Raw genomic sequence first — 23,761 nt, forward strand, 5'->3', positions numbered from 1 at the left:
CATCTTTCGAGCTAGGGAGCGCTCATATGGTAACCACACCCCTCAAGTGCTCCTTCCGGGGGTGGCGGAGTAAGGGATTTGCACCCTTTCCTTGACCGATTCCTGAATCAGGGTGGAAGTCCGTAAGAAACCCGAGTCGCGGATTGCCCGTCTTACCTGGCGTGCCCAAGGTCAAGAGAGTGAGCACCTCCTCAGTACCGCGGCCCGAGTCGGCCGCCCCGTCCCGACCCCTTCGCCCGCCGACGCTCCCGTGGATCACCCGGCGCGGGATCCCCGAGGGGGCGCTCCCGGCCCTCGGCCTGTTCGCGGCCGTACGGCTCGCCGGGATCCTCCTGGTGATACTCACCAACGCCGTCAGGGGACATCCGCTCGTCAAAAACCTCGCCCACTCATGGGACTCCCGCTGGTACCTGCACATCGCCGCCCAGGGTTACGGCCACAAGATCTGGATCACCCCGCAGGGTGCCGTCCAGAGCGACTGGGCGTTCTTCCCGTTGTACCCGGGGCTGATCAGGGCGCTGACCACGGTCCTGCCGTTCACCCCCGGCCAGGCCGCGCTGCTGATCTCCTGGATCGCCGCGGGCGTGGCGGCGTACGGCGTGTACGCCATCGGCCACCTGCTCTACGGCCGCGGGGTCGCCACCGCGCTGGTCGCCCTGTGGGCCGCGATGCCGCACTCCGTCGAACTGACCATCGCCTACACCGAGTCGCTGTTCGCGGCACTCGCCATCTGGTCCCTGTACTGCGTCCTCAAGGGCCGCTGGCTGTGGGCCGGTGCGCTGGCCGCGCTGGCGGGCCTTTCGCGGCCGAGCGGTTTCGCGGTGGCGGGGGCCGTCTGCATCGCGGCCGCGTACGAGGTCGTCCGGCAGCGCGGCCGGGCTCCGGCGAGCGTGTGGGCCGGTGCCGTGCTGGCCCCGCTGGGCTGGCTCGGCTACGTGCTGTGGGTGGGCAGCCAGACGGGAGACCTGCTCGGCGGCTACTTCAAGGTGCAGAGCGCCTGGGACTCGCGCTTCGACTTCGGTGTCGGCTCGGCACGCTTCCTCAAGGCCCTGCTGCTGCACGGGGGCGGCGCCGTCTATCCGGCGGCCGTGGTGATCGTCGCGGCGGGCGTGCTGCTGTTCGCGCTGCTGTGCCTGGAACGCGCCCCGCTGGCCCTGGTCGTCTTCGCCGGGGTGCTGGTCCTGCTCGTCGTCGGCGGCTCCGGCTCCTTCTCCTCCAAGCCCCGGTTCCTGCTGCCGGCCTTCCCGCTGCTCATCCCCATGGCCCGGGCACTGACCCGGACCTGGCGGGTCCGGCCGGCCCACGCGGTGGTCGTGTACGCCGGCCTCACCGCGGCGTCCCTGCTGTTCGGTGCCTTCGTGACGGTGGTGGCCCACTCCCCCCTGTGATCCACCCGGCTCGGCACCGCCCTCGACCGGCGCGTGACCGCCGAGCCCACCGCCGACCGCGGCGCCGCCCAGGACGGAACCGGGCGGCGCCCGGCTGCATCGCGACGAGCAGCAGGGCGGCCACGGCCATGTCCGCGGCGAACGTGCCGTCCGTGTTCCGTTTCGGGTGCGGACGGCCGTCGCCGGTCCGCGCAGGAGCTTGTGCGAAGGCCGCGAATCGGGGTAGGCGGGGGGACGCCCGAGGAAAGGACCGTCATGACGACCTACGTGATCAGCGTCCCCGGCACCTTCACCGCCGACATCGGGACGGACGCCCGGACCCGCCTGGCCAGGGCGCTCAGGCCCGCCGATCCGCACGGCACCCGGATGGGCAGCGCCGAGGGCCTGGACGTGCTCAGTGTCAACGAGGACAACACCTTCACCCTCCGGCTGTCCGTCGAGGCGGACACCGGCCCGCACGCAGAGCAGGAGGCCCGCCGGCTCGCCGGCTCCGCCCTCCAGGACGCGGGACTGGACGAGCGGAGCGCAGCGCTGGGGCCCGCCGTCGTCACCGGGATCGACTCCGAGGTGCGCTGACCGGGAGTCGTACCGCCGTGGCCGCTCGCGGGGCGAGATCATCCGGTGTAGGTAAAATCTAGACGTTTGCCGAAAATTCAGGCGATGGTCGTTGACGACCGCCGCCCCGCCGGAAGTGACCGATGCCCCGCAAGCGCTCCACGGACGAAGGCGATGAGCTGCTGGCCAGACTCGGCTCGCTCACCGCCCAGGCACGGGAGCGCGCGGAGCTGCAGCGCACCCAGGTGGAGCTGGCCCTCGCCCTGCAGCGCGGCATGCTGCCCCGTGACCTGCCCACCGCACCGGGCCTGCACCTCGCCGTCCGCTACACGCCGGCCAACCTCGGCCTGAACGTGGGCGGCGACTGGTACGACGCGTTCGCCCTGCCCGACGGGCGGATCGGGCTGGCCATCGGCGACGTCCAGGGGCACAACATCGAGGCCGCCGCGTTCATGGGCCAGGTGCGCGCCGGGCTCCGCGCCCTCGCCTCCGTGACCGGTGAGCCCGGCGACCTCCTCACCCGCACCAACGAACTGCTGCTGGCCCTGGGCAGCGAACTGTTCGCCACCTGCATCTTCATGCGCCTCGACCCGGCCACCGGAGTGCTGGAGAGCGCCCGGGCCGGCCACATCCCGTTCGTGTGGGCCACGGCGGACGGCAAGTCCGGCGTCGTCGACGACGAGGGCGGGCCACCGCTCGGGATCGACAGGGGCATGGAGTTCCCGGTGAGCAGGCACCGGCTCACCACGGGCGGCGTGTTCGTGCTGCTCACCGACGGCGTGGTGGAGGGCCCCTCGCTGAACATCGAGGACGGCCTCGAGCAGGTGGTCCGCCTCGCCGGCATCGCCGCCGTCGCCGGCCTGGAGGCTCACGCCCTCGCCGCCGCCGTGATCAAGGGCGCCGAGAGCGTCGGCCACGAGGACGACGCGGCCGTCCTCGTCGTGGGCCTGGACGGCCCCGGAAACCACCTGTGACCGCAGCGGCCGGCCACGGGTACGGACCTGGATCCGGCGCCCCTCGCCGGACGGCCACGCGAAGCCGCCGCGTGATTCAGCCATAGGGCCGGACCGCACCGGCTCTCGCCTCGCCGACGCCGGGCCATCGGTGTGGGATTGCTGCTGTGGTGGGTATCGACGATCTGCGCCGGCCGGGCGGCTACGCCGTCCAGGTGGTGGCCGTCGCGGCCTGCTACTACGGCGCGGCCCGGCTCGGACTCCTGCGCGAACTCACCGTCGAGGGCGCCGTGGTCACCCCCGTCTGGCCGCCGACCGGCGTGGCCCTCGCCGCCCTGCTGATCCTCGGCCTCGGCTGCTGGCCCGGCATCACGATCGGTGCCTTCTTCGCCGTGATGTCCGTGACCACCTTCCGCCTCGACGTGCTCGGCACCCTCGCCGGCCAGACCCTCGCACCGGTGTGCGCGGCGCTGCTGCTGCGCCGGGCCCGCTTCCACACCGATCTCGGCCGGTTGCGGGACGGCGTCGCCCTGGTTTTCCTGGGCGCGCTGACCGCCATGCTGATCAGCGCGACCGTCGGCATCGGCCTCCTCGTCCTCATGGGCAAGCTGAACGTGCACAGCTTCTGGCCCGTCTGGCTGGCCTGGTGGGTGGGCGACGCCATGGGAGTGCTGCTCGTCACCCCGCTGCTGCTGATGCTGCACCGCGCGCGCTGGCCGCCGACCCTGGCCCGCTGGAAGGAGGCGACCGCGCTGGCCGTTGTCGCCTGTGCTCTCGTACCGGCGGCCGTCTACAGCTCGATCAGCGTGCTCTACCTCGTCTACCCGCTGCTCATCTGGGCCGCCCTGCGCTTCCAGCTCCTGGGCAGCATGCTGTGCGCGCTGCTGACGTCCGTCGTGGCCACGGTCGCGGCGACGGACGGTGCCGGGGCCTTCGCGGGGCTGAGCCGGATCGAGATCATGGCGAAGCTCCAGGCGTTCAACGGCGCGATGGCCCTGACCGCGCTGCTGCTGTCCGCCCTGATCACCGAGCAGCGCAACACCCGGCGCTCGGTGGAGAAGGCCTGCCAGGAACTGGTCGAGGTCCTGGAACACCTCACCGCCGGCGAACCACCGCCGCCCCGGACCCAGCCGGGCAGCGAGGGCGGCGACGGTGGGCCCGCCACGCCCCGGCCGACCCGACCCCCGTAACGGTCCGGCGTCACCGGCCGGACCGGTTCACCGGCCCCTCGTCGTCGCTGCCCGGCGCCGCGGAGCCCTTGCGCGACCTGACGTCCCGGGGCGTGGGCGTCGGCGGGTGCGCGGCACCGGTGGCGCCGGGCTGACCGCCGCCGGTCGTGCCGTAGCCGCCCGGGATGCCGGGTGGCATGTCCGCGGCGGCCTCGGCCTCGCTCACATGACGCCGGGCCCTGACCCCGGCCCGGCGCTCCGGGTACGGGTAGTCGAACGGCTCGGCGGAGGCGCGCTCGCGCTCCGCCTCGCGCTGCCGGCGTGCGGCCCGATCGGCGGCCGTCGCGCCCTCACCCTGCCGGCCGCGGTCCTCGCCGTGCGGACGGCCCTTGTCGTGCGTACGGTCCTTGTCCTTCATGCGCGGCCGAGTACCCGGGCGGTGGCCGGCGCCAACGCCTCCCGGCGTGTCGAACGGCCGGCCGGGGGCACTGGGAGACGATGGGCGGTGCCCGGACGGGCCCGGGCCGGACCGGAGGGACAGGCACGGCATGGAGCAGCGGACGGCGAGCGGGGCGGAGCAGCGGCCCGGGGCGGCCCGACGAAGCTCCGGCGGTGCGGAACGGCGCGGCGGCACTTTCGGACGGCGCGGCGGCACATCCGAACGTTGCGACGGCACCGGTGAAGGGCGCGACGGCACGTCCGAACCACGCGGCGGCACATCCGAACGGCGCGCTGGCACATCCGCATCGCGCGACGGCACCGGTGAAGGGCGCGACGCCACATCCCGGAATTGCGACGGCACGCCCGAACGGTACGACAGCCCATTCGAACCGCGCGGCGGCACGGCCGAACGGTCGGCGGACCACGCGGTGCGGTCGGCAGAACACTCCGTACGGCCACCGGACGGCACCGACGCCCGCCGTCACATCCCGCGCACCGACCACCTGCTGCGCGATCCCCGGCTGTCGGCGGCGGTGGAGCGGCTCGGTGCCGTTGTGGTGAAGGCCGCCGTACGCGAGGCGCAGACGCGGGCCCGGGAGGGCCGCATCCCGCCCGAGCAGGTACCGGAAACGGCCGTGGCCCTGCTGCCCGGTACGGCGAGCGGACTGCGGCCGGTGATCAACGCCACCGGGGTGCTGCTGCACACCAACCTCGGCCGGGCCCCGCTGTCGCCCGCCGCCCGGCAGGCCGTCCAGGAGGCCGCCGGACCCACGGACGTCGAACTGGACCTGGCGACCGGGGTACGCGCCCGCCGTGGCCGTTCCGCCCTCGCCGCCCTGCACCAGCGCGTGCCGTCCGCCGGGGCCGCGCACGTCGTCAACAACGGCGCCGCCGCGCTCGTGCTCGCCGCCACCGCCCTCGCGGCGGGCAAGGAGATCGTCGTCAGCCGGGGCGAGATGGTGGAGATCGGGGACGGCTTCCGGCTGCCGGACCTGCTCGTCTCGACCGGCGCCCGGCTCCGCGAGGTCGGCACGACCAACCGCACGGCGGCGGCCGACTACGCCGCCGTGGTCGGCCCGGACACCGGGTTCGTGCTCAAGGTGCATCCGTCCAACTTCCGCATCACCGGCTTCACCCGGTCCGCCGGGACCGCCGAACTCGCCGCTCTCGGCGTCCCGGTCGTCGTCGACATCGGCTCCGGACTGCTCGCCCCGCATCCCGCGCTGCCCGAGGAACCCGACGCAGACACCGAACTCCGCGCGGGCGCCGCCCTCGTCACCGCGAGCGGCGACAAGCTCCTCGGCGGCCCCCAGTGCGGGCTGCTGCTGGGCGAGAGCGACCTGGTCCGCGCCCTTGCCCGGCACCCGCTGGCCCGCGCCCTGCGCGTCGACAAGCTGACCCTGGCCGCCCTGGAGGCCACCCTCAGCGGCCCGCCCACCCCGACCGCCCTCGCCCTCACCGCCGACCCGGCCGGCCTGCGCGCCCGCGCCGAGCGGCTCGCGGGCGGACTCGCCGCCGACGGCATCGACGTACGGGCCGTCGACTCCTTCGCCACCGTCGGCGGCGGCGGCGCCCCCGGAGTCACCCTGCCCAGCGCGGCCCTCTCCCTGCCCGAGCCGTACGCCGCCGCGCTGCGCACCGGCCCGGTCCCCGTCGTCGGACGGCTGGAGGCGGGCCGCTGCCTGCTGGACCTGCGTGCGGTGCCCGAGCAGGACGACGCACGGCTGGCCGATGCCGTGCGCCGCGCCCGGCCGGGACAGGAGAGGCGGTCCTGATGCGGGTGCTCGCCACCGCCGGCCATGTCGACCACGGCAAGTCCGCCCTGGTACGGGCCCTCACCGGCATGGAGCCCGACCGCTACGAGGAGGAGCGGCGCCGGGGGCTCACCCTCGACCTGGGGTTCGTGTGGACGCGGCTCGGCGCGGACGGGGACCACCTCGCCTTCGTCGACGTGCCCGGGCACGAACGCTTCGTGCCGACCATGCTGGCCGGAGTCGGTCCGGTGCCCGCCGTGCTGTTCGTGGTCGCCGCCGACCAGGGCTGGCAGCCCCAGTCCGAGGAGCACCTGGCCGTTCTCGACGCGCTCGGCGTCCGGCACGCCGTCCTCGCCGTGACCCGCAGCGACCTCGCCGACCCCGGGGCCGTAGGCATCGACGCCGTCGAGCGGCTGGCCCGGACCTGTCTCGGCAAGGTCCCCGCGGTCGCGGTGAGCGCCGTCACCGGTGCGGGACTGGACGAGCTGCGCGGTGAACTGGCGCGGCTGGCAGGTGAGTTGACCGACCCCGACCCCGACGCCGACGTACGGCTGTGGCTCGACCGCGCCTTCACCGTGCGCGGCCACGGCACCGTCGTGACCGGCACGCTCGGCGCGGGCACCCTGCGCATCGGCGACCGGCTCGTCACCGGCGACGGTTCGGCCGTGCTCCGGGTGCGCGGGCTGCAGACCCTGCACGAGGAGCGGACGGCGGTCAGCGGGGTGGCCCGGGTCGCGGTCAATGTGCACGGCCGGGGGGCCGACGGACTGCGCCGGGGACAGGTGCTGCTGACCCCGGACCGCTGGCTGAGCAGCGCGGTGCTCGACGTACGGGTCACCGGCGAGCCGGTCCGTGACCTGCCCCGTTCGGTCACCCTGCACATCGGCACGGCCGCCGTGCCCGTCACCCTCCGCCCGCTCGGTGCGGACACCGCCCGGCTCACCCTCGCCCGGGGCCTGCCGCTGCGGGTCGGCGACCGCGCGGTGCTGCGCGAGCCGGGCGGCAGCCGTATGCCCTGCGGGGCCACCGTCCTCGACGTACGGCCGCCCCGGCTGACCCGGCGTGGCGCGGGGCGGGCCCGTGCCGCCGAACTCGACGCCCTGACCGGCCGCCCCGACGGCGCCGCCGAACTGCGCCGCCGCAAACTGATCCGGCGCGCCGACCTGCTGGCGATGGGCTTCCCGGCCCCCGCCGAACCCGTCACGCGGGACTGGCTGGCGGACGGCGCCTACTGGACCGCCCTGAAGGACCGGCTGGCCGGCGAGGTGGAGCGGTACGCGAGGGAACACCCGCTGGAGCCGGGCCTGCCCGCCGAGGCGGCCCGCCGGCTGCTCGGCCTGCCGGATCGCGCCCTCGTGGACGCCCTGGCCGAGACCACGCCCCGACTCCGCAGCGAGCAAGGCCGGCTGTACCACCCGGACGGCCTTCGCCCCGCCCTGCCGCCACCCGTCCGCGCGGCCGTGGACGCCGTGCGCGAGGACCTCGCCCGTACGCCGTTCCGCGCCCCCGAGGCCGGCTGGCTCGCCGAACTCGGACTGGACCGCAGGGCGTTGGCGGCCGCCGTCACGGCCGGCGCGCTGCTGCGGATCGCCGACGGAATCGTGCTGCTGCCCGGCGCCGACGCCGAGGCCGCCGCCGTGCTGCGCACCCTGCCCCAGCCGTTCACGCTTCAAGAGGCCCGCCGTGCGCTGGACACCACCCGGCGGGTCGCCGTACCTCTGCTGGAGTTCCTGGACGCCCGGGGGCACACCGAGCGCGTCGACGACCAGCGCCGGCGCTGCCGTACCGACGCCGTGAACGGAGGCGGACGGGAATCGAACCCGCCGGCCCGAGATCCTCGGGCCCCTCGGTTTTGAAGACCGGGAGGGCCACCAGGCACCCACACGCCTCCACCGCTCGTCAGGCTACTGCCCCAGGAGACCGCCGCCATGACATCGACATCCCCACCGATCCACCCGGCGCCCGTCCGGCTCACCCAGTACGCGCACGGCGGCGGCTGTGCCTGCAAGATCCCGCCCGGGGAACTGGAGGAGGTGGTCGCCGGGCTGACCGTGCCCCAGCTCGCCGGGGGCGACACGCCGCTGCTCGTCGGGCTCGCCACCGGCGACGACGCCGCCGTGGTCACACACCGGGGCACCGCCGTCGTCTGTACGGCCGACTTCTTCACCCCGGTCGTGGACGACCCCTACGACTGGGGCCGCATCGCCGCCGCCAACGCCCTGTCCGACGTGTACGCGATGGGCGGCCGGCCGGTGCTCGCCGTGAACCTGCTGGCCTGGCCGCGCGACCGGCTCCCCTTCGACCTGGCCCGCGAGGTACTGCGCGGCGGCCTGGACATCGCCACCGAGGCCGGCTGCCATGTCGGCGGCGGACACAGCGTCGACGACCCGGAACCCAAGTACGGCATGGCCGTCACCGGCCTCGCGGACCCGGGGCGGCTGCTGCGCAACGACGCCGGCCGGCCGGGGCAGCCGCTGTCGCTGACCAAGCCGCTCGGCGTGGGCGTGCTCAACAACCGGCACAAGGTCACCGGCGAGCGGTTCGAGCAGGCCGTCGCCGCCATGACGGCACTCAACCGGGACGCCGCCGAGGCCGCCCTCGCCGCCGGGGCCACCTGTGCCACCGACGTCACGGGGTTCGGCTTCCTCGGCCACCTCCACAAGCTGGCGCGGGCCTCGGAAGTGACCGCCGTGGTCGACACCGCCGCCGTCCCGTACCTGGACGGGGCCCGGGAGGCCGTCCGGGGCGGATACGTCAGCGGCGGCACCCGGCGCAACCTCGAATGGGTCGCCCCGCACACCGACTTCGGGGACACCGACGCCGACACCCGGCTGCTGCTGGCCGACGCCCAGACCTCCGGTGGTCTGCTGGTCGCCGGCGAGGTGCCCGGGGCGCCGGTCGTGGGGGAACTCGTGCCGCGCGGCTCCCACTCGATCGTCCTCCGATAGGGCCGCTACGGCTGCGTTCCCGTGTGCTCGTCGATGCCTGCCCGGGCCCGGTACGCCCGCACCAGTTCCACCGAGGCCGGACCGCGCGGCCGCCGCCCCGGGCGGATGTCCACGGCGAAGGCCTTCGACTCCTGGATGTGCGTGTTGGGGTCGAGGGACAGGTGCAGCAGTTCGTTGGCCGCGTCCCCGGTGCTGTAGCCGTTGGGACCCCAGTGGTACGGCAGCCCCACCTGGTGCAGCCTGCGCCCCTGCACCGTCAGCGGCGCGATCCGGTCGGTCACCAGCACCCGCGCCTCGATCACCGCGCGGGCGCTGACGATCGTCGCCCACCCGGTGTGTTCCAGGCCCCGCTCGGCGGCGAGCTCCGGGGAGACCTCGCAGAAGAACTCCGGCTGCAGCTCGGCCAGATACGGCTGCCAGCGGGACATGCCGCCCGCCGTGTGGTGCTCGGTGAGCCGGTAGGTGGTGGCCACGTACGGGAACACCTGGGAACCGCGCTCGTCACCGCTCGGCTGGTAGCGGTTGTCGGGGATCGTCGGCATCAACTGCCGTACGGGATTGCGTTGTTGGTCGTAGAGCAAATTCGGGAACGGAGAGTCCTGCGGCTCGTAGTGGGCCGGCAGCGGGCCGTCGGTGAGTCCGGACGGCACGTACAGCCAGGCCTTGCCGTCGGCCTGCATGATGAACGGGTCCGTGCCGGACAGCGCCGCCGGACCGGTCGCGTCCTCGGGCGGCTGGTGATCGGGTGCCTTGTCCTTCTTGAAGTCGGGTACGTCGTGCCCGGACCACTCGCCCTTCTCCGGGTCCCACCACACCAGTGCCTTCCGCTCGCTCCAGGGCCTGCCCTGCGGGTCGGCGGAGGCGCGGTTGTAGAGGATCCGCCGGTTGGCGGGCCAGGCCCACGCCCATTCGGCGGCCACCCAGTCCTGCTCCCGGCCGGGCCTGCGGCGGGCGGCCTGGTTGACGCCGTCGGCGCGGACACCGCAGTAGATCCAGCAGCCGCAGGACGTCGAGCCGTCCGGCTTCAGCTGCTCGTAGGAGGACAGCGGGTTCCCCTCGCCGTCGTGGCCGTTGATCTCGGCGAGGACGGCCTCCGCGTCCGGTTCGGCGAGCCGGCCCCTCGTCGGATAGTCCCAGGCCAGGTCGAGCAGCGGCCGGTCCATCTCGTCGGAGGACCCGGCGAGCTTCTCCCGGATGATCCGCCCCAGGTGATAGGTGAACCACAGGTCGCTGCGCGCCTCGCCGGGCGGCTCGACCGCCTGGTGGTGCCACTGCAGCAGCCGCTGGGTGTTGGTGAAGCTGCCGTCCTTCTCCGTGTGCGCGGCGGCCGGCAGGAAGAACACCTCGGTGCGGATGTCCTCCGTGCGCAGCTCACCGGTCTCGATCTCGGGCCCGTCCTGCCACCAGGTGGCCGACTCGATCAGCGAGAAGTCCCGGACGACCAGCCAGTCCAGGTTCGCCATGCCGAGCCGCATCACCTTGGAGTTGGCGTTGCCGACCGCCGGGTTCTCGCCGTACAGGAAGTAGCCCTTGCAGGTGCCCTCCAGCTGGGCCATGGCCGTCTCGTACGCCGAGTGGCTGCCGGTCAGCCGGGGCAGGTAGTCGAAGCAGAAGTCGTTGTCGGCCCGCGCCGCGTCACCCCAGTAGGCCTTGAGCAGGCTCACCAGGTACGAGCGCATGTTGCCCCAGTAGCCCTTGTGGGCCGCGTCGGCCTGCACGAAGGCGTCCAGGTCCTGGTTCTGGTGGGCGTGCGGCATCGGGATGTAGCCCGGCAGCAGGTTGAACAGGGTCGGGATGTCCGTGGAGCCCTGGATGGAGGCGTGTCCGCGCAGCGCGAGGATGCCCCCGCCCGGCCGGCCGATGTTGCCGAGCAGGGTCTGCAGGACACAGGCCGCCCGGATGTACTGCACGCCCACCGTGTGCTGGGTCCAGCCGACCGCGTAGGCGAAGGCGGTGGTCCGGTCGCGCCCGGAGTTCTCCGTGACCAGCTCGCACACCTGCCGGAACAGGTCCCGCGGCACCCCGCACACCTCCTCGACCATCTCCGGCGTGTAGCGGGCGTAGTGCCGCTTGAGGACCTGGAAGACACAGCGCGGATGGGCCAGCGTCTCGTCGCGCTCGGGTTCGCCCTCGCCGATCACCGCGCCGCCCGCCCCGTGCGCCTCGCCGCGTGCCGCCTCGGTCACCGAACTGCCGCCGCGGGTGCGCTTCTCGTACTCCTGGTCGCGCTCCCCGGAGGCCGCCTGGATCTCGGCGCCCTCGTACTGCCAACTGGCGTTGTCGTAGGAGTGGTTCTTCGCATCCAGGCCGGAGAACACACCCGCGAGGTCCTCGGTGTCGCGGAAGTCCTCCCGGAGGATCACCGGGGCGTTGCTGTAGGCCACGATGTAGTCGCGGAAGTACTTCTCGTGCTCCAGCACATAGTTGATGATCCCGCCGAGGAAGGCGATGTCCGTGCCCGCGCGCAGCGGCACATGCACATCGGCCAGTGCGCTGGTGCGGGTGAACCGCGGGTCGACGTGGACCAGCTTCGCGCCCCGCGCCTTGGCCTCCATCACCCACTGGAACCCGACCGGATGGCACTCGGCCATGTTCGAGCCCTCGATGACGATGCAGTCCGCGTTCTGCAGGTCCTGCTGGAAGGTGGTCGCGCCGCCGCGTCCGAACGAGGTTCCCAGACTGGGAACGGTGGAAGAGTGTCAAACACGCGCCTGGTTCTCGATCTGGATCGCACCGAGCGCCGTGAACAACTTCTTGATCAGGTAGTTCTCTTCGTTGTCGAGCGTGGCCCCGCCGAGGCTCGCGATGCCGAGGGTGCGCCGGGTGCGGGTCTCGTCGACCTCCCACTGCCAGCCCGCCCGGCGCGCCGCGATCACCCGGTCGGCGATCATGTCCATCGCCGTGTCGAGGTCCAGCCGCTCCCACTCGGTGCCGTGCGGGCGCCGGTAGAGGACCTGGTGCTCACGGGCGTCCCCGGTGGTCAGCTGCAGGCTCGCCGCGCCCTTGGGGCACAGCCGCCCGCGCGAGATCGGGGAGTCGGGGTCGCCCTCGATCTGGGTGACCTTCCCGCCCTGGACGTACACGTTCTGGCCGCAGCCCACCGCGCAGTACGGGCAGACGGACTTCACCACCCGGTCGGCCGTGGCCACCCGGGCCTGAAGCCGCTCGCTCTGCCCGCTCTTCGCCGCGGCGCCCCGGCCCAGCGGATCGGTGCCCGTCAACTGCCGGTAGACCGGCCAGGAGTCGATCCAGGTGCGCACGCCCACAGCCACTCCTCCCGCCGGTTCCCTGGATTTTCCCGCATCCGCGCGGCCGGGGCATCTCCAGCTCCCGGTGCGCGGCGGGGTACCCCGGCCGGGGGCGGTCAAACGGAACCGGCAGGTGTGAGGGGGCCGATCCGGGGGACTCCGCCGCTGCGGTGTGTCGGCGCACGGACCGTACCGGGTGCCGCCGGCAGGGACCGGGTCGTCGCGGTCCCGAGTGAGGTGACGGGAGTGATCGCATGAGCGCCGGGGACGGCGGGGCGGTGAGGCAGCCTCACATCCTCGGGGTCGCCTTCGCGCTGGAGTCGCTCGTCGCGGGCTGTGTGTCCCCGGTGATCGGCGCAGGGGCTCGGCCCGCCCGCGTCCGGAGGTGATCACCTTGCCCGCTGACCGCCCACGCGTCCTGGTCTTCGACGTCAACGAAACGCTCACCGACATGACTCCGCTCGCCGACCGCCTGGAACACGTCGGTCTGCCCGGCCACCTGCTGTCCGCCTGGTTCGCGGGGGTGCTGCGCGACGGCGTGGCGCTCACCCTCGCCGGAGGCCACGCTTCCTTCGCGGCCGTCGCCGGGGACGGACTGCGGGCGCTGGCAGCAGGAGCGGAGGGCGCCACCGACCCGGAACAGGCCGCGGCACATGTCCTCGCCGGACTGCCCGAGCTGCCCGTGCACCCGGACGTGCCCGGCGGAGTACGGTCGCTGCGTGCGGCCGGGTACCGGCTGGCGACCCTGACGAACGGCAGCGCCGGCACCACCCGCGCGGTGCTCGACAGGGCCGGACTGACCGACTGCTTCGAGTCCCACCTGGACGTCGAGGCACCGGGCCGCTGGAAGCCCGCACGGGAGGCCTACGCCCACGCGCTGAAGGCCATGGGCGTGCCGGCCGGTGCGGTCCTGCTGGTCTCGGTGCACCCGTGGGACGTCGACGGCGCCGCCCGCGCAGGCCTGCCCACCGCCTGGCTGCGCCGGACCCCACGCCCCTACCCCTCGACGGCACGCCCCGCCGACCTGACCGTCACCGCCGTGTCGGACCTGGCGGCGCGGCTCGCGGCCGGCTGAGCGGCGCTTTCCGGTGGCCGTCGTGGGCTGCGCGTCTGCTGTCATCGGGGAGGGGGATTGGGTCATGTCTGCCGGGCGTGCATGGGGGTGTAGGTTCCCCTGCCCTGTGAGGGCGCGCCCCGCCGACCTGGCCGTCACCGCCGTGTCGGACCTGGCGGCGCGGCTCGCGGTCGGCTGAGCGGCGCTTTCCGGTGGCCGTCGTGGGCTGCGTCTGCCGGTCATGCCTGCTTCTGCCCCCTGCTCCGTCGGGCAGCTCCGACGAGGTACGAGCCGGTCCCGGCAGCCGTCGTCACCGGAGGACGAGGGGACTTGGTCAGGTCTGTCGGGCGTGCATGGGGCTGTTGGCGACCTCGTCCGGGCATTTCCGGTGCGGTGGGCGCATGCGCCGGTCGCGCCGCCAGTCGGACGACGCGAGCGCGAGCGAGGCGACCATGCCGACGAGGGCGGCGCCCAGCGCGGTGACGACGGCACCGCGGTAGTCGTGACTCCTGCCGAGCACGAGGTAGAAGAAGCCGGGCAGGGCCGCGGTGCCCACCGCGGCACCCAGCCGCTGACCGGTCTGCAGGGCGCCGCCCGCCGCACCCGCCATGCGTACGGGCACGTCCCGCAGCGTCATCGTGATGTTGGGGGAGACCACGCAGCCGCTGCCGACGCCGCCGAGGAACAGCAGCGGGGCGGCGGCCCAGGGCGCGCTGCCGAGGGGTGCGAAGCGGAGCAGCAGCGCGGTGCCGCCCAGGCCGAGGATCACGCCCGTCAGCCCGCACACGGTCAGTAGGCGGCCGAAGCGGTCCACCAGCCGGCCGGCGACCACCGCCGCGCCGGCCGAGCCCAGGGCGAAGGGCGTCACGGCGAGGCCGGACCGGAGCGGGGAGAAGCCCAGACCGTGCTGGTAGAAGAGCGCGAAGACCAGCCACACACCGCTGAACCCGACGAAGTACAGCGTGCCGACTCCGGCGCCGACGGCGTATCCGCGCACGGTGGTGAACAGACGCGGGTCGAGCAGCGGCTGGGCACCCCGCGCGACGAGGCGGCGCTGCCACCGGGCGAAGACGGCGAGGATCGCCAGGCCGACGAGGAACAGCCACCACACGCGTCCGATGCCGCCGGAGTCCGCCTGGACCAGCGGGTACATCACCGCGAGCACGCCGAGACCGAGCAGCACCACGCCGGGCAGGTCCACGCGCCCCCGTCCGGACCGGCGGGTGCGGGGCAGCAGCCGGCGGCCGAGCAGGACGGCCAGGATGCCGATGGGGACGTTGACGTAGAAGATCCACCGCCAGCCCTGGGCGCCCGAGGCCAGGGCGAGGATGGCGCCGCCGGTGATGGGTCCGGTCGCGGACGATATGCCGACGGTGGCGCCGAAGAAGCCGAAGGCGCGGCCGCGCTCGGCGCCGCGGAACATCTGCTGGATCAGCGCGGAGTTCTGCGGCGCCATGAAGCCCGCCGCCAGTCCCTGGGCGAGCCGGGCCGCCACCAGCAGCGTGATGCCGGGAGCCGCTCCGCAGGCCGCGCTGAAGACCACGAAACAGCTGAGGGCCAGCAGGAAGATGCGGCGCCGGTCCAGCGCGTCGCCGAGGCGGCCGGCCGTGACGAGCGCGAGGGCGAAGGCGAGCGCGTATCCGGACACCACCCACTGCACCTGCGCGGGGGAGGCGTGCAGATCGCGCTGGATCGTGGGCAGGGCGACCGCCACGATCGTCACGTCCAGCAGGCTCATGAAGCCGGCCACCAAGGTGACCCACAGGGCCCGCCACCGGCGCGGATCCGGCTCGTATCCGGCCTCCTGATCGCCCGCGTGCCGACCGTCCGCCGCTGACGCCGACGCTGTCACAGGGGCTCCTCTCGCCAGGCCCGGACCCGGCTCACCAGCGTCGCCCGGGCCGGACCAAGTTCCCCACGCGGCACGGAACACACACCGCACCGTGCCAACGGCAGGCCGCGACCGCCGTGGACGCGCGCGACACCGGCACCTCTGGCGCGGCCGACGCCGCCCGTCCGGTGCTCACACCGTCAGCGGCCGCGCCGCTCCAGCCGCTCCCGCTGCGGTACGACCGTGTACTTCGGATCCTCCGCGGAGGCAACCCCGGCGTGGAACACACCGAAGCGCAGGGCCGCCGAGCCGGTGAGCAGCGCCGCTCCGGCCGCCAGCGCCAGGCGCCGGTCCCGCCCGCAGCACAGGGCGAGCGCCGCGCCGCCCGCCGTCAGCGCCTCCGCCGCGCGCAGCAGCAGATGCGGCCTGCCCTGTTCGAAGGGCTCAGCGGTCAGGCCCATGCGCCGCTTCATCACCCGGAACGCGCCCAGCTCCAGGGCCGCCCCGAGTACGGCCAGCCGGCGGGCCGGCCCCGCCTGGGCGGGCGGGGCCGCGGCCAGGGCCAGGCCGGAGGCCGCGGTGGCGGCGGAGCCCGCGAAGACGAACGGCAGCTCGCGGTGGCCCTCGTGCCAGGACGGCACCGCCGTGTCGGAGAGCAGCACCGCCGTGTAGGTGGCGACGGCCGGGCCGAGGACGGCGGACGCCACGGTGGCGGCCGAGCCCAGCAGCCGGTACCGGCCCGCCACCTCCGTCGCCGCGGCGGTCAGCGTCAGCGGCGCGTACCCCGCCAGCAGCCACGAACCCACGCTCATGGGGGACGTGGGCTTGAAGACGCGCAGCATGTTCAGAAACCGGGCCGGTCTGCCCAGGTCGTGGACGAGCGCGGCCAGCGACAGGGAGATGGCGCCGGCGGCCCCCAACTTGGCGGGAGCTGCGAGCCCCGGCCGCCCGGTGACCTGGCCCCCGGCCGCGAGCAGCGAGGACGCCCCGGCCAGCCCGCCGAGATACAGGTAACCGGCGATGTCCAGCGGCTTCCACGTCGGCTTCTTCAGCACGGGTTTGCCGTAGTACGACGAGAACGCGGCGTCCGGAACCATCGGCTGCTCGCCCCGCCCGCGCCGGTGCCTCCGGCGGCCCCCGCCGGCGCCCGTCGGAGCCTGCCTGCCGGGCCGTACGCCCCGCACGCCGTCCCCGGTGACGCCCGACTCGCTCATCGTGGCCTCCTCGCGAAACTGCCCAGGGCCAGGGCCAGCAGCGAGCCGGCGGCCAGCGCCGCGTGCCGCCACATGGCGGGCAGGTCCCGGGTGGTGACCACCGGGTCGGGCGGGAGGCCGTAGACCTCCGGCTCGTCGAGCAGCAGGAAGAACGCGCCGTCGCCGCCGACCCCGTCCTCCGGGCTCTCGCCGTACAGCCGCGCGTCGGGCACGCCGGCCGCGTGCAACTGCGCCACCCGGGCCTGTGCCCGCTCCCGCAGTTCGTCCAGCGGGCCGAACTGGATGGAGTCCGTGGGGCAGGACTTGGCGCAGGCGGGCTCCATGCCGACACCGAGCCGGTCGTAGCACAGCGTGCACTTCCACACCCGGCCGTCGTCCTCGCGCTGGTCGATGACGCCGTAGGGGCAGGCGGGCACGCAGTAGCCGCAGCCGTTGCAGATGTCCTCCTGGACGACGACCGTGCCGAACTCGGTCCGGAACAGCGCTCCCGTGGGGCACACGTCCAGACAGGCGGCGTGCGTGCAGTGCTTGCACACGTCGGAGGACATCAGCCAGCGCAACTCGGTGCGGCCGTCCGGGGAGAGGGGGGAGATCTGCCCGGCGGGCGCGCCCTCGGGGGCCCGCCCGGGCGGGGGAGCGGTGGCACCCGGGCCGGGGGAGGAGGCGTCGGTGCCGAGGCGGGCTGCGGCGGCGAACACATCGACGTCCTCGTGCGCGACCCCGGGTTCCTGCCCGCCGAACGGCTTGCGCTGTTCGATGAAGGCCACATGCCGCCAGGTGTCGGCGCCCAGGCCTTGGGTGTTGTCGTACGACATACCGGTCCAGACGAGACCGTCCTCCGGGATGGCGTTCCACTCCTTGCACGCCACCTCGCACGCCTTGCAGCCGATGCACACCGAGGTGTCGGTGAAGAAGCCCATCCTCGGCGGGGCGTCCGGGTAGCCGGAGTCCCCGGCCACGTCCGGCTGCGGGCCGTACCACAGACGACCGCGGTCCTCGTCGCCGTCCCTCATCGCCCTGCCTCCTCGCTCATGACTTCTCGGCCCCCTCGGGTACCTCGCCAGGCGCTTCAGGGTGCCGGGGCGTGTCGCGCACGAGGAAGCGGTTTTCCTCCTCGTGGGACAGCAGGGTGTGCGCATCCTTGTTCGCCAGACCTGAGGCAGGCCCGTTTCCTGGCGTGACAGGGCGGGAACGGCAGCACGAATGCGCAGACTCGCTCCCGCTCGACCTGGCCGCGGAGACCGGCAGCCGATGGTCCAGCGCGGACACGAGGCGTCCGCCGCGCCCCTGGCCCGGGGCCGACCGCCGCTCCTCGGACACCGCCACGTGTGCTCGCCTTCCGCCCGTGCTGGGTCCCTCACTCTCGGTGCTCTCTTTCGAGCCTGGCACGGGTGCCCCGGGCCCGCGCGCCCGAAACGGCCGCCGGGCTCGTTCGCCGGACCGGTCCGGGGCCACCCGGCGGGGCTGCGGGGCTACCTGGTGCCGCGGACGGTGTGCGGGGACCCGGAGGTCGACGCGCCGGCCGGCGCCGTGGCCGGCGCGCCGGAGGCGCCGTGGTTCGTCCAGGCGTGCGTTGCGGAGTCCGCACGGCGTGCGCCGACGCCAAGCTCACCGGCCGCCCCGGCTGCTGTCCCGCTCCAGCCGGCGCGGGTGTGCCGCGGCTGCTGGGCGGGTACGGCGTGGCGGCGGACCGGACGCCGGTGCCCGCCTTGTGGGCGGGGAAGCCATCCCTGGGCGGATCGGCGGAGGGGACCGTGCGCCGTCCGGCGGAGATCTCCGTCTTCTGCGAAGAGGTCTCCGGGCCGGAGCCGATCCGCGACGCCCCGAACCATCCGGCACCGGCCGCACCGGCCGCGCCCACCGACCGCGGCGTCGCGAGCCTCGTCGTACCCCGCCATGGCCTCGAGGCGACGGCGCCCAGCGGGCTGGACGACGCCGTACGCGTCGACTTCAGCCCGCCGGTGCTCATGCAGGACGAGCGGGACGTGCGGCGCGCGGCCGAGGTGGTCGACGGTGCCGGGAAACCGGCCGTGCTCGTGGGCAACGCCGGCCGCGCCGCCTCCGCGCAGGCCGCGGGCCTCGCATCACTCCTCGGTGCCGGTGTCGCCACCACGGCCCTCGCCCGCGACCCCCTGCCCGACGGCCTTCCCTGCGCCACGGGCGTGGCGGGCCCCTCGGCAGCGAGGCGGCGTCCGCGCTGCTGCGGGGCTGCGACACGCTGCTCCTCGCGGGCGCGAAGGACCCGGCCCCCGCCCTCCTGCCCCAAGCCGCACGACTGCCGGATCGTCACCGTGGACCGCGAACGGCTGGACGCTCACTCCGGCTCGGCGGCGAGCGGCACGGTGGCGGTGATCCGTTTGCCGTGGGGCAGCCGGGCCACCTCGAGAGCGCGGGAGAGCATCGCGACGAGGTGCAGCCCGTGCCCGCCGACCCGGCGGGGATCGGGAGGGCGCATCAGGGGCGGGTCGGGCGAGGTGTCCGACACCGCGATGCGCAGGGCGCCGGCGCCGGGCAGCACTTCCAGGCTCAGGGTGCACGGGCCGGGGGCGTGCTTGGCCACGTTCGTGACGAGCTCGCTGGCGACGAGCCGGGCGTCCTGCACCGAGCGCCGTGGGGGTGCGGGTCGTACCTCGGCGAGCAGCGCGGCGACGGCGTCCCTCGCATCGCCGATGCCGGCCATGGCGTCGTCCCAGGTGCGACTGCAGCGCAGGAGCGCGGCGCGGGTCTGCGTCCTTGTGTGCGTCCCGGGCGGGATGTCCATACGTCATTGCCCTTTTCGTGCGGCGCCAGGAGCCCTTCCTGTTGCATGCGGGAACGTCCCGTCCTGTGCGCGGATACCCGCTGGGCCGACGATCAAGGGGGACGTACGCCGCGAATCCTCCGGTTGCCCACGAGCCCCAGGCCGCAGGCCACGGACCGGGTCTTGCGCACGGCCGGACGGGCCCGGGAGACCAGCACCGCTGGACGTCCCGGCCCCGTTCGGTATCGGAGGCGCCGCCTCAGTGCTTGAAGGTGTCCTTGGCCTTCTCCTTGGCCTGCCGGGCGTCACCGCGCGCACCTTCCGCACGGCCCTCGGCCTCCAGCCGCTCGTTGCCGACGGCGCGGCCCATGGCCTCCTTCGCCCTGCCCTTGGCCTGCTCCTTCTTGGCCTTCGCCTTCTGGTTGCCTGCCATCGGGTGTCACATCCCAACATTGTGCGGGGTCCGGTCCCCAGTCGGATTGCCGTGAAGCCGCCACCCAAACAGGAAATCAGGAACATACCTCTGTCGAAAGTCTGATTACTTACGCTTGGTTGAACAGTCCAGACTGATAAACCTATCGTTAGTAATCGTGGACACGGTTGCACTCGCCGCCTCACTGCGGCTGGCCATGGGCCGGATCGTCCGCCGACTGCGCCAGGCGCACGCGGTCGGCGACGTGACGTTGTCCGGCGTCTCGGTGCTGGCCCGGCTGGCCCGCACCGGTCCGGACTCGCCCGGCTCGCTCGCCGAACTCGAACGCGTCCGGCCGCAGGCGATGGCCAGCACCCTCGCCGGACTCGAACAACGCGGACTGGTGAGCCGTACGCCCGACACCGCCGACGGCCGCCGCGCCATCGTCTCGATCACCGACGACGGGCGGACCATGCTGGAGCAGCGCCGCTCCGAGTCCGTGGCCCGCCTCGCCCACGCTCTCGACGAGCTGACCCCGCAGGAGCGGCAGGCCCTGTACGACGTCCTGCCCCTGCTCGACCGGCTGGCGGAACGACTGTGACCGGCCGTACGCCCGCCGCGGGCATACGCGGCCGGCTCCTCGCCCGCTCGGCCCGCCTCAGGGACACACCACCGGGTCCCGGCTACAAGTGGGTCGCGCTGTCCAACACCACCCTCGGCGTCCTGATCGCCACGATGGACGCCTCCATCGTGATCATCTCGCTGCCGGCGATCTTCCGCGGCATCGGCCTGGACCCGCTCGCGGCCGGCAACATCGGCTACCTGCTGTGGATGATCCTCGGCTATCTGCTGGTCTCGGCCGTCCTGGTGGTCGTGCTCGGCAGGCTCGGCGACATGTTCGGCCGGGTCCGCATCTACAACCTGGGCTTCCTGGTCTTCGCCTGCGCCTCCGTCGCCCTGTCCCTCGACCCGTTCCGGGCCGGGGCGGGCGCGCTGTGGCTGATCCTGTGGCGGATCGTGCAGGCCTTCGGCGGCTCCATGCTCACCGCCAACTCGGCCGCCATCCTCACCGACGCCTTCCCGGCCCGGCAGCGTGGCATGGCGCTCGGCATCAACCAGATCACCGCGCTCGCCGGGCAGTTCCTCGGCCTGCTCGCCGGCGGCCTGCTGGCCGCGGTCGACTGGCGGGCGGTGTTCTGGGTGAGCGTCCCGGTCAGCGTCACCGGCACCGTCTGGTCGTACCTGAGCCTGCGCGAGACCTCGGCCGGCGGACGCGGCCGGATCGACTGGCTCGGCAACCTCACCTTCGCCTCCGGCGCGGGCATCCTGCTCGCGGGTATCACCTACGGCATCCAGCCCTACGGCGGCCACTCCACGGGCTGGACCGACCCCTGGGTCCTGGCGGGCCTGATCGGCGGCGTGCTCCTGCTGCTGGTGTTCGCCCGCGTCGAGTCACGGGCCGCCGAGCCCATGTTCCGGCTGTCGCTGTTCCGGGTGCGGGCGTTCGCCGCCGGCAACCTGGCCGCCCTGCTCACCGCGATCGCCCGCGGCGGGCTGCAGTTCATGCTGATCATCTGGCTGCAGGGCATCTGGCTGCCGCTGCACGGCTACGACTTCGAGGACACCCCGCTGTGGGCCGGCATCTTCATGCTGCCGCTCACCCTCGGCTTCCTGGTCGCCGGCCCGGTCTCCGGCTACCTCTCCGACCGCTTCGGCGCCCGCCTGTTCTCCACGGCGGGACTGGTCGTCGTCGCCGGTTCCTTCCTCGGCCTGCTGGCCCTCCCGGTGGACTTCGACTACGGCGTCTTCGCGACGCTGCTGCTGCTCAACGGCCTCGGCCAGGGCATGTTCTCCTCGCCCAACACCTCCTCCATCATGGGCAGCGTGCCGGCCCGTGACCGGGGTGTGGCCTCCGGGATGCGCTCCACCTTCCAGAACTCCGGCACGGCCCTGTCCATCGGCGTCTTCTTCTCGCTGATGGTCTCCGGCCTCGCGAGCACCCTGCCGAAGACGCTCGGCAGCGGACTCCAGGCGCACGGCGTGCCCGCCGCGACCGCGCACCAGGCGGCCTCGCTGCCGCCCGTCAGCACCCTGTTCGCCACGTTCCTCGGCGACAACCCGATCGGCCATCTGCTCGGCGGCGGCACCCTGGACCAGCTGACCGCCGCCCAGCGGGCCGCCCTGACCGGCCACACCTTCTTCCCGGAGCTGGTCTCCGGGCCCTTCCACCACGGCCTGACCATCGTCTTCGGCGTCGCCGCGGGCATGGCCCTGGTCTCCGCGCTCGCCTCCGCCCTGCGCGGCGGCCACGTGCGCGCCGACGACGACACCCCGCAGGCGGGGGCGGACCACACGGCGCAGGCCCGGCCCACGCGCACCTCGCCCTAGAAGCCGCGGCGGGAGCCCGTCCGGAGTCGCGGAGTCTGGGGCACGTCGAAGCTCCCCCAGCACTGTTCCGAACCGGGGGAGCCCCGGACCACCGACCACGGGCCGCGGTCTTTGTTCCAGTGTGCGCCGAGGGCACAGGCGCACACCACCGTGCACCGCACCCGGGCGGGGCGAGGCATCAGGGTGCCGGGTGGGCTGCTTGCCTTTTCGTCGTGCGAGGGAACAAGGTGGAGGAAGCAGCGCTCAACAGGCGGCGAGGGGCTGCGAGCCGATGTCGGTGGGTGAGGCTCTGTGACGGGAGAGGCCACGGTCACCGTGCAGCCGGTGACCGAGCAGGCGGTGGTGCTGCGCCTGTCGGGGACTCTCGACGCCCACGGCGCCGGAGTGCTGGGACGCGAGCTGGACCTGCGGCTGCGGCGGGCCGACGAGCGGGGCCTGCGACTCGTCCTGGACATGTCCGGTGTGCGACACGTGAGCAGCACGGCGGTGCACACCCTCGACCTCCACACCCGGCACCGCGCCGCCGACCCCGTCCTGGTCACCGGGGCCACCCCTCAGGTGCACCGGCTGCTCACGACGACGCCGCTGCCGGGCATCCGTCTGTACCCGAGTCTGGAGGGCGCGCTCGCCGCCGTGAGCAGTAGGCGGGCGAGCCGGAACGCGCGGACCTGGCTCTCCCCGGCCGGGGACGTCCCCGGTGAGGTCTTCGGCCTGCGTGCCAAGGCCCGCACCAGCGGGATCATCGGCATTGCCCAGGGCATCCTCATCGCCCGTTACTCCCTGCCCGGACCCGCTGACGCCTTCGCCCTGCTGCGCGCGGCCTCCCAGCACCACAACGTGCCGCTGCGCGTAGTGGCCTCGGCCGTGGTGGCCGCACCGCCGCCGCTGACGGAACGGGAGTGGTTCCCCGGGCGCCGGCACGCCCCGCCGCCCGGCCTCGGACTGCCGCAGGCAGACGCCGTGGACCCGCGGGACCGACGGCAGGTGCTGAGGGCGGCCCTGTACGCGGCGGTGACGCTGGCGGACGCCGACGCGGCCGAGATCCATCTGACCGACTCGGTGCAGGACGAGGCGCTCGTGCTCGAGGCTCATCACGGGCTGGACGCCGCCTACCGCGACTGCCTGGCGCTGGTGGCCGGACCGCCCGCGGTGTGTGCCCTGGCAAGGATCGCCGGCCGGCCGGTGACCGTGGCGGACGTGGCCGCGAATCCGGAACTGGCCGGTCATCCGGTGGGCCGGGCGGCGCTCGCCGTGGGCAGCCGCGCGCTGCACGCCGTGCCGATGGTGACGGACGCCGGCGACTGCAACGGAGTGATCTCGCTGCACCGTGTCGACCCCGGTGCGTGGCTGCACCCAGGGCAGGAGGCCGATCTGGACGTCATGGCCCACGGCCTGGCCATGTGGCGGTCCTGGTACGGGCGCACCGTGGTGCAGGACGCCCTCGAGTACCTGCACCTCCAGGCTGCCGGGGGCGGCTGAGCCGTCCGTCGGGGCAGCGCTCGCGGCGCCGCCGTACGACCTGCCGTACGACGAGGGCGGCGGTCAGCATGCCGAAGGAGCAAGCAGCGAGCAAGCAGCGCCACGTGCACGCCCCTGGTGCCGGCGATGATGCCGTCGGCCTGGCGGTGCCCTCGATGAACCGGCCCACGGTCACGATCATGCCGCC

17 protein-coding genes, 1 tRNA gene and 1 pseudogene are annotated in these 23,761 nt (G+C 73.8%); 11 read left to right on the forward strand and 8 right to left on the reverse strand.

The features are described 5' to 3' along the window. The first annotated feature begins 179 nt into the window (after positions 1-179). From LMU33_RS21165 to LMU33_RS21180, 4 genes are all read left to right on the forward strand, one after another. Positions 180-1,388, forward strand: coding sequence for a putative hexosyltransferase (locus LMU33_RS21165; RefSeq protein WP_228622070.1), 1,209 nt, complete (start codon positions 180-182; stop codon positions 1,386-1,388). A gap of 255 nt (positions 1,389-1,643) precedes the next feature. Then, positions 1,644-1,964 (forward strand): hypothetical protein, encoded by a 321-nt coding sequence (locus LMU33_RS21170; protein WP_228622071.1) that lies wholly within the window; start codon positions 1,644-1,646, stop codon positions 1,962-1,964. A gap of 122 nt (positions 1,965-2,086) precedes the next feature. After that, the gene (locus LMU33_RS21175; protein WP_228622072.1) at positions 2,087-2,917 is read left to right on the forward strand and encodes a PP2C family protein-serine/threonine phosphatase; all 831 of its coding nucleotides are present in this window, start codon (positions 2,087-2,089) and stop codon (positions 2,915-2,917) included. Positions 2,918-3,063: 146 nt separating this feature from the next. Then, a complete protein-coding gene (locus LMU33_RS21180) occupies positions 3,064-4,086 on the forward strand; it encodes an MASE1 domain-containing protein (RefSeq protein ID WP_228622073.1) in 1,023 nt (340 codons plus the stop codon). Positions 4,087-4,096: 10 nt separating this feature from the next. On the opposite strand, the gene LMU33_RS21185 is transcribed toward LMU33_RS21180, so the two are convergent. Then, the gene (locus tag LMU33_RS21185) at positions 4,097-4,483 is read right to left on the reverse strand and encodes a hypothetical protein (protein ID WP_228622074.1); all 387 of its coding nucleotides are present in this window, start codon (positions 4,481-4,483) and stop codon (positions 4,097-4,099) included. Positions 4,484-4,934: 451 nt separating this feature from the next. Here LMU33_RS21185 and selA point away from each other — a divergent pair, with 451 nt between their 5' ends. Then, complete coding sequence (gene selA / locus LMU33_RS21190; RefSeq protein ID WP_228622075.1) at positions 4,935-6,281, forward strand: L-seryl-tRNA(Sec) selenium transferase; 1,347 nt, start codon at positions 4,935-4,937, stop codon at positions 6,279-6,281. After that, positions 6,281-8,023 (forward strand): annotated as a pseudogene (locus LMU33_RS21195) (SelB domain-containing protein); the annotation flags it as partial. The gene selA and the pseudogene LMU33_RS21195, both read left to right, overlap by 1 nt. A 35-nt stretch (positions 8,024-8,058) precedes the next feature. Here the strand turns inward: LMU33_RS21195 and LMU33_RS21200 are convergent. Continuing rightward, positions 8,059-8,151: transfer RNA gene (locus LMU33_RS21200), tRNA-Sec, on the reverse strand. Between the two features lie 37 nt (positions 8,152-8,188). Between LMU33_RS21200 and selD the strand changes: the two genes are divergently transcribed. Beyond that, a complete protein-coding gene (gene selD, locus LMU33_RS21205; protein ID WP_228622076.1) occupies positions 8,189-9,208 on the forward strand; it encodes a selenide, water dikinase SelD in 1,020 nt (339 codons plus the stop codon). 5 nt (positions 9,209-9,213) lie between these two features. Here selD and fdh read toward each other — a convergent pair whose 3' ends face one another. Beyond that, positions 9,214-12,474, reverse strand: a complete 3,261-nt coding sequence (fdh, locus tag LMU33_RS21210) for a formate dehydrogenase (protein ID WP_228622077.1) — start codon at positions 12,472-12,474, stop codon at positions 9,214-9,216. A gap of 376 nt (positions 12,475-12,850) precedes the next feature. On the opposite strand from fdh, the gene LMU33_RS21215 reads away from it, so the two are divergent. Continuing rightward, a complete protein-coding gene (locus LMU33_RS21215) occupies positions 12,851-13,531 on the forward strand; it encodes a haloacid dehalogenase type II (RefSeq protein ID WP_228622078.1) in 681 nt (226 codons plus the stop codon). Positions 13,532-13,844: 313 nt separating this feature from the next. On the opposite strand, the gene LMU33_RS21220 is transcribed toward LMU33_RS21215, so the two are convergent. The 5 genes from LMU33_RS21220 to LMU33_RS21240 form a co-directional block, all read right to left on the reverse strand. Next, entirely contained in the window at positions 13,845-15,362 is a 1,518-nt protein-coding gene (locus tag LMU33_RS21220) for an MFS transporter (protein ID WP_228622079.1), read from the reverse strand. Between the two features lie 179 nt (positions 15,363-15,541). Continuing rightward, entirely contained in the window at positions 15,542-16,555 is a 1,014-nt protein-coding gene (gene nrfD / locus LMU33_RS21225) for an NrfD/PsrC family molybdoenzyme membrane anchor subunit (protein ID WP_228622080.1), read from the reverse strand. Further along, positions 16,552-17,568, reverse strand: coding sequence for a 4Fe-4S dicluster domain-containing protein (locus LMU33_RS21230; RefSeq protein ID WP_228622081.1), 1,017 nt, complete (start codon positions 17,566-17,568; stop codon positions 16,552-16,554). The genes nrfD and LMU33_RS21230 overlap by 4 nt, the downstream gene beginning before the upstream one ends. A gap of 1,301 nt (positions 17,569-18,869) precedes the next feature. Beyond that, entirely contained in the window at positions 18,870-19,316 is a 447-nt protein-coding gene (locus LMU33_RS21235) for an ATP-binding protein (RefSeq protein ID WP_228622082.1), read from the reverse strand. Positions 19,317-19,554: 238 nt separating this feature from the next. Next, positions 19,555-19,728, reverse strand: coding sequence for a CsbD family protein (locus LMU33_RS21240; RefSeq protein WP_228622083.1), 174 nt, complete (start codon positions 19,726-19,728; stop codon positions 19,555-19,557). A 157-nt stretch (positions 19,729-19,885) separates the two neighbouring features. On the opposite strand from LMU33_RS21240, the gene LMU33_RS21245 reads away from it, so the two are divergent. From LMU33_RS21245 to LMU33_RS41710, 3 genes are all read left to right on the forward strand, one after another. Continuing rightward, positions 19,886-20,308, forward strand: coding sequence for a MarR family winged helix-turn-helix transcriptional regulator (locus tag LMU33_RS21245; RefSeq protein WP_228622084.1), 423 nt, complete (start codon positions 19,886-19,888; stop codon positions 20,306-20,308). A 134-nt stretch (positions 20,309-20,442) separates the two neighbouring features. Further along, positions 20,443-22,095: an MFS transporter gene (locus tag LMU33_RS21250; protein ID WP_249814081.1), complete on the forward strand. Its 1,653-nt coding sequence runs from the start codon at positions 20,443-20,445 to the stop codon at positions 22,093-22,095. A 291-nt stretch (positions 22,096-22,386) separates the two neighbouring features. Beyond that, entirely contained in the window at positions 22,387-23,574 is a 1,188-nt protein-coding gene (locus LMU33_RS41710; RefSeq protein ID WP_228622086.1) for an ANTAR domain-containing protein, read from the forward strand. The last annotated feature ends 187 nt before the right edge of the window (positions 23,575-23,761 follow it).

It is taken from the genome of Streptomyces barringtoniae (assembly GCF_020819595.1).
In the GTDB taxonomy this organism is placed as follows: domain Bacteria; phylum Actinomycetota; class Actinomycetes; order Streptomycetales; family Streptomycetaceae; genus Streptomyces; species Streptomyces barringtoniae.